This window comes from Micromonospora chalcea, assembly GCF_002926165.1.
Classification (GTDB): Bacteria; Actinomycetota; Actinomycetes; order Mycobacteriales; family Micromonosporaceae; genus Micromonospora; species Micromonospora chalcea.
In genome coordinates this window covers 1-9,874 of sequence record NZ_MAGP01000032.1, presented here as the reverse complement: position 1 = coordinate 9,874, position 9,874 = coordinate 1, and the positions used below count along the sequence as shown (strand labels likewise).

At 72.9% G+C, this 9,874-nt stretch carries 11 protein-coding genes; 4 read left to right on the top strand and 7 right to left on the bottom strand.

Features of this window, described 5'->3' with window-relative positions; all coding sequences use genetic code 11:
- From BAW75_RS04460 to BAW75_RS04435, 6 genes are all read right to left on the bottom strand, one after another.
- On the bottom strand, positions 1-537 hold a 537-nt coding region (locus tag BAW75_RS04460; protein WP_146074797.1), incomplete at its 3' end, for a substrate-binding domain-containing protein.
- An 84-nt stretch (positions 538-621) separates the two neighbouring features.
- Positions 622-1,920 carry a serine/threonine-protein kinase gene (locus tag BAW75_RS04455; RefSeq protein WP_167435520.1) on the bottom strand — a complete coding sequence of 433 codons (1,299 nt, stop codon included), beginning with the start codon at positions 1,918-1,920 and terminating at the stop codon, positions 622-624.
- Positions 1,921-2,213: 293 nt separating this feature from the next.
- Positions 2,214-2,774 (bottom strand): NADPH-dependent FMN reductase, encoded by a 561-nt coding sequence (locus BAW75_RS04450; RefSeq protein WP_043329859.1) that lies wholly within the window; start codon positions 2,772-2,774, stop codon positions 2,214-2,216.
- 11 nt (positions 2,775-2,785) lie between these two features.
- Entirely contained in the window at positions 2,786-3,724 is a 939-nt protein-coding gene (locus BAW75_RS04445; protein ID WP_104112738.1) for an ROK family protein, read from the bottom strand.
- Positions 3,725-3,732: 8 nt separating this feature from the next.
- Entirely contained in the window at positions 3,733-4,086 is a 354-nt protein-coding gene (locus BAW75_RS04440) for a DoxX family protein (protein ID WP_030500471.1), read from the bottom strand.
- Positions 4,087-4,177: 91 nt separating this feature from the next.
- On the bottom strand, positions 4,178-4,609 hold the full coding sequence (locus tag BAW75_RS04435; RefSeq protein WP_030500472.1) for a type II 3-dehydroquinate dehydratase: 432 nt from the start codon (positions 4,607-4,609) through the stop codon (positions 4,178-4,180).
- Positions 4,610-4,941: 332 nt separating this feature from the next.
- Here BAW75_RS04435 and BAW75_RS04430 point away from each other — a divergent pair, with 332 nt between their 5' ends.
- The 3 genes from BAW75_RS04430 to BAW75_RS04420 are packed head-to-tail and all read left to right on the top strand — an operon-like array spanning position 4,942 to position 7,965.
- Entirely contained in the window at positions 4,942-6,105 is a 1,164-nt protein-coding gene (locus BAW75_RS04430) for a DegT/DnrJ/EryC1/StrS family aminotransferase (protein WP_104112737.1), read from the top strand.
- Complete coding sequence (locus BAW75_RS04425) at positions 6,102-7,232, top strand: Gfo/Idh/MocA family protein (protein ID WP_104112736.1); 1,131 nt, start codon at positions 6,102-6,104, stop codon at positions 7,230-7,232. Before BAW75_RS04430 ends, BAW75_RS04425 begins: the two co-directional genes overlap by 4 nt.
- A gap of 37 nt (positions 7,233-7,269) precedes the next feature.
- A complete protein-coding gene (locus BAW75_RS04420) occupies positions 7,270-7,965 on the top strand; it encodes an HAD-IA family hydrolase (RefSeq protein WP_064445417.1) in 696 nt (231 codons plus the stop codon).
- Positions 7,966-8,028: 63 nt separating this feature from the next.
- Here BAW75_RS04420 and BAW75_RS04415 read toward each other — a convergent pair whose 3' ends face one another.
- Positions 8,029-9,258, bottom strand: coding sequence for a condensation domain-containing protein (locus BAW75_RS04415; RefSeq protein ID WP_244206010.1), 1,230 nt, complete (start codon positions 9,256-9,258; stop codon positions 8,029-8,031).
- Positions 9,259-9,326: 68 nt separating this feature from the next.
- Here BAW75_RS04415 and BAW75_RS04410 point away from each other — a divergent pair.
- On the top strand, positions 9,327-9,874 hold a 548-nt coding region (locus BAW75_RS04410), incomplete at its 3' end, for a condensation domain-containing protein (RefSeq protein WP_244206009.1).

Below are 9,874 nucleotides of genomic sequence, written 5' to 3'. Positions count from 1 at the left end.
GTCCCGCCCGGACAGGCCCAGGATCTCCCCCCAGCCCAGCGGCCCGCGCCGGCGTATCAGTTCGGCCTTGGGCTGCGGCATCGCGATCACCAGTGGGCTGTTGGCGATCGACGGGTAGCGGTCCGGGGTCTGCGGTGCTCGCCCGGCGGCTTGGTCGAGCAGCCGGAGCTGGCCGGTCCACAGGCTCGACGTCGGCAGCCAGACCTGTGGTCGCGGCAGGCCGGTGTGGGTCCAGCCGGTGGCCAGCGCCTCGGCGGCCTGGCCCGAGTTGAGCGCGCTGACGTGCACCTGGGCGCAGCCGCCGCCGTCGATCGACCGGCTGCTGCGGTTGTAGCGCTCGGCCAGGTCGACCAGCAGCGCCGCCTTCTCCGTCGACGAGTTGACCTGGAGGGTGGTGGCGCAGTCGGTGCGGGGCACCTCGCTGCCCGCATCGCGCTGCTGGACGAACACGAACGCCCCGGCGATGACCACCAGCCCGGCGGTGACGGCGGCGGTGTAGGGCAACCACTGCCGCGTGCGGGTAACGGATGGGGTCATCGGGGCGTCCTCCTCGGCGGGCGGCTGGTGGCCGTCAACCTATCGATCCGGCGCCAGCCGGCGACCCGGACCCCTGCCGCGGCGTCACGGGCGGTCGGACCGTCCCCCGACCGCCGTAGCGACCAGCAGCCGGACCAGGTAGACCACGACGAAGGCGACCGCCCCGACTGCGGCGGCCGGGCCGATCGCGCTCGACGCGACGTAGCCGGCGGCGGCGCCGGCCGAGCCGAGGAAGAGCGCTGTCGAGATGCCCCAGGCGTCGAGGGCCTCACGACGCAGCCGCCGCAACGCGCCGCCGGACCCGGCGCCGACGCCGGGCTCCGTCGCCGGCAGGTACGCCGGCTGGGTCGTCATCCGTGGGTGTGCCGGCTGCGTCGGCCGGGCCTGGGTCGGCACCGTCGGCTGTGGCTGTGGCTGTGGCTGTGGCTGCGTCGGGCGCGGCTGCGGTGCCGTCGGCGTGATCCGGGGAAGGGGATGGTTCGGCGTCGGCGTGCCCGCGGTCTCGTTGCCGACCTCGAGCAGGCTCTCCCGACGTAGCGGCACGGTGGCCGTGGCGTCCTGCCGCAGCAGCCGCACCAGCACCTGCTCGGCACCCGGCCGATCCGCCGGATCCTTCGCCAGGCACTCCCGGATCAGCTCGTCCAGCACGGGAGGCAACGCCGGCAGGTCGGGCGGATCGTGCAGCACCCGGTGCATCACGGCGAAGAGCGAATCATCGCCGAAGGGTGGCCGGCCACCGGCAGCGAACGCGATCGTGGCCGCCCAGGCGAAGACGTCGCAGGGCGGACCGACAGCGTCGTTGCGGAACCGCTCGGGTGCCATGTACGCGGTGGTCCCCATGACCCGGCTGGACGCCGTCTCGGTCACGCCCAGCGCGCGAGCGATGCCGAAGTCGATCACCCTAGGGCCGTCCCTGCCCAGCACCACGTTGTCCGGCTTCAGATCGCAGTGCACCACGCCGGCACTGTGGATCGCGGCGAGCGCGGTGACAGTGCCGACCGCGAGCCGGTGCAGGGCGTTACCGGTCACCGGGCCGCGTTCGCGGACGTGCCGGTGCAGGGTCGGGCCTTCGATGAACTCACTGACCACGTAGGGACGCTCGCCGTCGACCTCGGCGAAGAGCACCTGCGCGGTGCAGAACGGAGCGACCCGGCGCGCGGCGGCGATCTCCTTCACGAACTGCGACCGCGCCCGTGGATCAGTCAGATCGACGTTGACCATCTTGACCGCGACGCGGTCACCAGCGTCGTCCTCACCGAGGTATACGACCCCCTGCCCACCCGCGCCCAGCCGGCCGAGCAGCCGATACCGGCCGGCGGTGACCGGGTCGTGCGTCCACAGCTTCGCCAATCCTGGCACCGGCGTGCCGGCCAGTTCTGACATCCCGACTCCATCAGTGTCGTGCCCGGCCACCGGCGGCGCAGGGCACGGCCATCGTGTCATGCCGCAGCGACGACAGAGGACAGCCGATCATGGGTGGAGGCCACCGCCGCCGGTGGTCTCGCGGTGGCGGTCGCCGCACTGCGCGGGCCGGCCCGGCCTACGACGGCGGGCATCCCTCCAGGGTGTCCCTTCGTCCTCCGCCGTGGCCGGCGCGAACTCGTTTCCCGCCGTGCCGTGCCAGCGGGTCGATGCCGGTGCCCGACCCCGGTCGCCGACGCGCAGCCGCAGCGGCGTCAGGCCCGGCGCAGCGTCCGCAGTGTGCCGGCCCAGGCGACCACCTCGTCGAGCATGGTGCCGAGGGCCTGCTCGTGGTGCGCGGCCGGCCGGAAGTCGCGGAAGTTGACGAAGTCGGTCGTCAGAGAGAGCGCGACCTGGGAGCGGACGTCGGCGACGCCGAGCTGCCCGAGGACCAGCCGCAGGTGCTCCGCCGCCCGGGTGCCGCCGTGCACGCCGTAGCTGACGAGGCCGGCGGCTGCGTGCTGCCACTCCTGGTAGAGGAAGTCGAGGGAATCCTTCAGCGCGCCCGGGATGGAGTGGTTGTACTCCGGCGTGACGAAGACGAAGCCGTCGAACCCGGCCACGGTCGCCGCCCAGCGGCGTACGGCCGGGCGTCGCGACGGCGCCATCGACGGCGGCAGCACCTCGTCGAAGTGTGGCAGGGCGTAGTCGGCGATGTCGACCAGTTCGACAGTGGCGTCGCCCCGCTTGGCGGCGACGTCGCGCACCCAGCGGGCCACGGCGTCGGCCTTGCGGCCGGGTCGCGTGCTGCCGACGATGACACCGATCCTGACCATGCTGCTCTCCTCTAGGCGATGGGGACGGGGCGCGCGGGAGCCGACGTGCCGGTCAGGTCACGAGCCAGCTCCACCGCGCCGTGCAGGGACGACAGCCCGCCGAGGGCGGCGGGACGCACCGGTGGCGCCGGGCGCCCGGGCCGGCCGGCGCGACGTGCCCGTTGCGCGACGAGCGGCACGAAGCCGGGCAGGCCGGCGGCGAGGCCGCCGCCCACGATCGCCAGCGCCGGATCGAGGATCTCGCCGAGGCTCACCACCGCCGCCGCCAGCGCCCGGCAGCTCTCCTCGACCGCAGCCACCGCCCAGGGCTCGCGCCCGTCGAGTCCGGCCCGTAGGTCGTCGAAGCCCACCTCGCCGCCCCGGCGGGCGGCGGCGCGGCGCAGGGTGGCGGGGCCGGACGCGACGGACTGGAGGCAGCCGTGCCGGTCGCAGTCGCAGCGCTCACCGTCGAGGGCGACGACCATGTGGCCGATCTCGGCGGAGGACCGGCCCGGCACCGGCCGGCCGGCCAGCACGACGCCGCCGCCGATCCCGGTGCCGACGCCCAGGTAGACCACGTCGTCCGCGCCGGCGCAGCGCGCCTCGGCCAGGGCGGCGAGATCACCGTCGTCGGCGACGGCGGTCGCCGCGTCGGGAAAGAGGCGGCGCAGCGCGCCGGTGAGGTCGAGGCCCGCCCAGCCGGGGCGCCCAGGCCAGGTGGTGACGGTGCCCCCGGTGTCAGTGGTCGCCGGCATGGCCACCCCGACCGCGTCCACCGGCCCCCACCGGTCGAGCAGCCGGTCCACCTCGACGGCCAGCACCGTCAGGTCGTCGGCCGGGTCGGCGGCCACCCGGGGCCAGCGGAAGGTCCGGTCGTACGCCGGCCGCCCGGGTGCCTCCGCGTGCAACGCGACCTTGGTGCCGCCGACGTCGATGCCGAGGACGCCGCCGTGGCGCTGCGGACCGGACACGGCCGGCCTCAGCCCAGCCGCACGTGCAGGTAGACGAGCGCCAGGGCGGCGACGGCAAAGATCACCGGCGTCAGGATCGTCGCGGCCGGGTCCTTCGCCCGGGCGTGGTAGACGACCGCGCCCGTCATCTGCAGGGCGAGACCGATCGCCGCCGCGATGCCCAGGGGCGGCCAGAGCAGGCCGAGCAGCAGCCCGGCGACCGCGGCGAGTTCCAGCACCCCCAGCACGCGGGTCAGCCCCGGCGAGACGCCGAGGTGGTCCATCCGCTCGCGCATCTGTGCCTGCCCGGTGAGCTTCGGCACGGCGGTGCCCGCGAACACGGCCGCGAGGACGAGGGTCAGGACGAGGACGGGAATCTCCACGTGAGGTCCTTCGGGAAGAGTCGGGACGTGCGGACGACCGTACCGCCGGCACGCCGGCGCCCACGGCACCGGACGGCGAGGTGCCCGGTCGTCATCGGACGGTCGCGGTGAGGGCGCGCGCGGCCAGCCGGTAGCCCAGCGCTCCGAGCCCGACGATCACCCCGCTGGCCAGCGGGGCGATCACCGAGTCGTGCCGGAAGCTCTCCCGCGCCCACACGTTGGACAGATGCACCTCGACGAAGGGCCGGGGGTAGTTGGCCAGCGCGTCGCGCAGGCTCCAGCCCGCGATCATCAGGGCGCCCGGGTTGACGATCGCGCCCACCGTGTCGTAGCTGTTCTGGATCGTACGGATCAGCGCACCCTCGCAGTCGTGCTGCTCGGCGACCACACCCCAGCCCCGGGCGGCGACCTCCTCGCCGACGGCGCGTTCGATGTCGTCCAGGGTGTCGGTGCCGTAGATCTCCGGTTCCCGCCGGCCGAGAATGCCCAGGTTCGGGCCGTTCAGCAGCAGCACGTCCGACACGCTTCACCTCGTGGGGCACGGCCCTGGTCCCGCAGAGCCTGATGACTGGTCACCGCAGTCTTACTACGCCGACGGCTCCCGGCGAACCGGCGGCGCCCGACGCACGGCGGACTAAGGGGTGGCTAGGGGCTGTTAGGGGCGGTGACCGCGTATCCGCGTCGGTTACCGTCCTCCCTGCTGAAGCGACGCCGCCGGCTCCAGACGGAGGCGTCACGTACCGCGCGGCCATCCGGTGCTCCGCTGCGCCCGGCCCGCGCACCGGCGGTCTCGGGTCGTCCCGCCCGATGGTCCGCCCAAGCCCCTGGTCTGCCCGAGTTGGGAAGTGGGAAGTCATGAGTGGTCAGCCCTCGACGGTGTCCGAGTTCCCCGAGTGGCCGCAGTACGGCGACGAGGAGCGAACCGGACTGATCCGCGCCCTCGAACAGGGTCAGTGGTGGCGGATGGGCGGCAGTGAGGTCGACTCCTTCGAGCGGGAGTTCGGTGACTACCACGGCAGCCCCCACGCGCTTGCCGTCACCAACGGCACCCACGCGCTGGAAGTCGCGCTGGAGGTGCTCGGCGTCGGCCCCGGTACGGAGGTGATCGTCCCGGCGTTCACGTTCATCTCGTCCTCGCTGGCCGCGCAGCGTCTCGGCGCGGTCGCCGTGCCGGTCGACGTCGACCTGGACACCTACTGCGTCGACCCCGTCGCCGTCGAGGCCGCGATCACCCCCCGTACCAAGGTGATCATGCCGGTGCACATGGCCGGGCAGTTCGCCGACATGGACGCGCTCGACAAGCTCGCCGCCGACGCCGGAGTGGCTCTGCTGCAGGACGCGGCACACGCCCAGGGCGCGCAGTGGCGCGGCCGGCGGGCCGGCGCGCTCGGCTCGGTGGCCGCCTTCAGCTTCCAGAACGGCAAGCTCATGACCGCCGGCGAGGGCGGAGCGGTCGTCTTCCCCGACGAGGAACTGCGCGAGCGGGCATTCCTCGTGCACAGCTGCGGCCGGCCCCGCACCGACCGCGAATACCTGCACAGCACCACCGGCTCGAACTACCGGATGAGCGAGTTCACCGCCGCTGTGCTACGCGCCCAGCTGACCCGCCTCGACGAGCAGGTCGCGCTGCGCGAGCAGCGCTGGCCGCTGCTGTCAAGCCTGCTCGCCGAGATCCCGGGCGTCGTGCCGCAGGCGACCGACCCCCGCACCGACCGCAACCCGCACTACATGGCGATGTTCCGTATCCCCGGGATCGGCATCGAGCGTCGCCGTGCCGTGGTGGACGCGCTCATCGCCCGGGGCGTCCCGGCGTTCGTGGCGTTCCGGGCGATCTACCGGTGCGAGGGCTTCTGGAAGGCCGGCGCGCCCGACGAGTCGGTAGAGGAGATCGCGGCCCGCTGCCCCAACACCGAGCAGATCCACTCCGACTGCCTCTGGCTGCACCACCGCACGCTGCTCGGCACGGAGCAGCAGATGCACGAGATCGCCGCCGTGCTCGCCGACATCCTCGCCGGATGACGGCCCGGCCCCCGGCCGCGGCCGGCCGGCCGGTGCGGGTCGCGGTGGTCGGCCTCGGCTGGGCCGGGCGGGAGATCTGGCTGCCCCGGCTCGCCGCACACCCCGGCTTCGAGGTGGTCGCCGTGGTCGACCCGCAGCCCATGGTGCGCGATCGGGCCCGCGACACGCACGCCGTCGCGTCCGCGTACGCCGACGTCGAGGACCTGCCCGCCGGAACGGTCGACCTGGCGGTGGTCGCCGTACCGAACCACCTGCACGCGGTCGTCGCCGTCCGGCTGCTGCGCCGGGGCGTACCGGTGTTCCTGGAGAAGCCGGTCTGCCTGACCTCCGCCGAGGCGGGCATCCTGGCCGACGCGGAGCGCGACGGCGGCGCGGTGCTGCTGGCCGGCAGCGCCGCCCGTTACCGGGCCGACGTCCGGGCGCTGGCCGACGTGACCGGTGAGCTGGGCCCGATCCGGCACGTCGATGTGGCCTGGGTTCGCGCCCGAGGGGTGCCCGACGCGGGCGGCTGGTTCACCCGCCGCGACCAGTCCGGCGGGGGCGCGCTGGTTGACCTCGGCTGGCACCTGCTCGACACGGTGCTGCCGCTGCTCGGCCCGGCCCGGGTCACTCACGCGATCGGCAGCGTCTCGGACGACTTCGTCAACGACAGCGCCGCCCACGCCGCCTGGCGCGGCGGGGCCGACACCGCAGGCCATGTTCCCGGCGACGTCGAGGACACCGCCCGGGGGTTCCTGCTCACCGACACCGGCGCCTCCGTCGCCCTGCACGCCTGCTGGGCCTCGCACGAGTCGCTGGACCGCACCACCGTCACCGTGCACGGCGCCGCGGGGTCGGCGACGCTGCGCTGCACGTTCGGCTTCAGTCCCAACCGGGAGCCCACGCCGGTGCTGACGCGTACCCGCGACGGCCGGACCGCGCGGCTGCCGCTGCCCGGGGAGCCGATCGGCGCGGAGTACGACCACCAGCTCGACGCCCTGCCCGGGCTGCTCGCCGACCCGGCCGCCCGGGGCGCGGCCGTCGCCGAGGCCCGCCGGACCATCGACATCATCGAACGGATCTACCAGTGCGCCCGGCCCACCCGGCCGGAGCGCCAGCACGCACTGGTGGGCCATCGCGCCGGGTGAGAACCACCGTCGGCCCCAACCCCTTCCGGGAGCAGCCATGAGCCGTCCATCGTCCACAGTCGAGGTGACCCCGCCGTCGCCGGCGCGCGGCCCGATCCGCGCGGTCGTGTTCGACCTCGACGGCGTCATCGTCGACAGTTCGGCCGTCATGCGTGAGGCGTTCAGCATCGCGTACGCCGAGGTGGTGGGCGACGGGCCGGCACCGTTCGAGGAGTACAACCGGCACATGGGCCGGTACTTCCCGGACATCATGCGCCTGATGGGGCTGCCCCTGGAGATGGAGGGGCCGTTCGTCCGCGAGAGCTACCGGATGGCCCACCTCGTGCCGCTCTTCCCCGGCGTCCGGGAGACCCTGGAGACCCTGCACTCGCGTGGCATCCGGATGGGGATCGCCACCGGCAAGGCCGGCCCGAGGGCCCGCTCCCTGCTCGACCAACTCGGCGTGCTGGGCCTCTTCGGCCAGGTGATCGGTTCCGACGAGGTGGCCCGTCCCAAGCCTGCCCCGGACATCGTGCTCCAGGCACTGGGCAACCTCGACGTGCCGCCGCACGAGGCCATGATGGTGGGCGACGCGGTGATCGACCTGCTCAGCGGCCGGGACGCCGGGGCGACGGCCGTCGCTACGACGTGGCACGGCGGGGACATCGCGGCGCTGCTCGCGGCCGGCCCCGACCTGGTCGTGCACGCCCCGGCGGAGTTGCTGGCGCACTGCCCGGCGGCCCTCGTCCACTGACCCGGACCGGAGCGCGCCGGGCTGCTCGCGTGAGCAGCCCGGCGCGCTGCCGCCAGGCTGTGGTCAGCGTGTGTCGCTGACCGCCTCGGGGCCGGCTTCCAGGAAGCGCAGCATGCCGGTGGCCAGGATCTCGGCGGCGGGGGCCGGGACCAGGTCGGTACGGATGGTGACCCGCAGGAGGACACTCTCGTCGCCGGGCAGCACCTCGGCGACGCAGGCACCGGACCACTCCCGGGCGTACGGTTCGACGACCTCCTCGGTCCGGCAGCCGGGCAGGTCCAGCGGGAGGACGAGGTTGTCCTGGTAGGCGAACGAGGGCAGGCTGTTGATCACCTCGCGGGGCAGGTCGAGGACCGGGTCGTCGGTGACCATCTCCAGGAAGGAGACGTCCTGCGCGGCCATCAGCTCGTCCGCGGTCTGCTGGAGGGCGCGCATCAGGTCCTTCTCCGGGCCGCCGAACCGGACCCGGAGACAGTTGCTGCTGATCCTGCTCGTGAACGCGGAGTCGAGGACGCGGCTGCCGCGTTGGGCGACGATCATCAGCAGGGCGATGTCGTCCTGCTGATGGATGGCGCGCAGCGCCGAGGCGTAGGCGGCGGCGAAGTAGGTGGAACGGCTGAAGCGGTGTTCGGCGGCGGCCCGGTCCCAGCGCCGTACCAGCTCGGGCGGGACAGCGACGATGTGCCCGGTCTTGGGGCCCCAGGTCGGGGTCTGTTCCAGGATCTCCTGCGGCCGGCCTTCGCCTTGGCGGGGTAGGTCGCGTAGTTGTTCGCGCCAGTAGGTTCGTTGGGTTTGCAGGTCGGCGGCGTTGCGGAGGCGGGTGTATTCGTCGTGGGACTGGTGCAGTGTGGGTGCGGGGTGTGTCCAGGTGGGTGTGTGGCCGGTGTGTCGTGCGGTGTAGGCGTGGGTGAGGTCTCGGACGAGTAGTCCGTATGACCAGCCGTCGAAGGCGATGTGGTGGATGCCGATGCCGAAGAGGATTCGGTTGGTGGTTTTGTTTCGGATCAGGGCGGCGCGCCAGTTGCGGCCTTGGGTGTAGTCGAGGGGTTGTTGTACTGCTTCGGCGAGTTGGTCGAGGGCGTCGTGTTCGGTGGCGGCGTCGGCGAGGAGTCGTAGCTGGGGCATGCCGGGGTTGGGTGGGATGATTGCGGTTGGTGGGTCGGTGCGCCGGTAGCGGGCGTGTAGGGCCTGGTGGCGGTGGTGGAGGTCGCCGAGGGCGGCCATGAGGGCTCGTAGGTCCAGCTCACCCTCGATCCACCAGGTGACCGGGACGACGACCTCCAGCGGCGACATCAGGCACTTCGCCACCTGCTGCGCGAGCGGGACCGGTCCCGCTCGCGCAGCAGGTGGCGAAGTGCCTGATGTCGCCGCTGGAGGTCGTCGTCCCGGTCACCTGGTGGATCGAGGGTGAGCTGGACCTACGAGCCCTCATGGCCGCCCTCGGCGACCTCCACCACCGCCACCAGGCCCTACACGCCCGCTACCGGCGCACCGACCCACCAACCGCAATCATCCCACCCAACCCCGGCATGCCCCAGCTACGACTCCTCGCCGACGCCGCCACCGAACACGACGCCCTCGACCAACTCGCCGAAGCAGTACAACAACCCCTCGACTACACCCAAGGCCGCAACTGGCGCGCCGCCCTGATCCGAAACAAAACCACCAACCGAATCCTCTTCGGCATCGGCATCCACCACATCGCCTTCGACGGCTGGTCATACGGACTACTCGTCCGAGACCTCACCCACGCCTACACCGCACGACACACCGGCCACACACCCACCTGGACACACCCCGCACCCACACTGCACCAGTCCCACGACGAATACACCCGCCTCCGCAACGCCGCCGACCTGCAAACCCAACGAACCTACTGGCGCGAACAACTACGCGACCTACCCCGCCA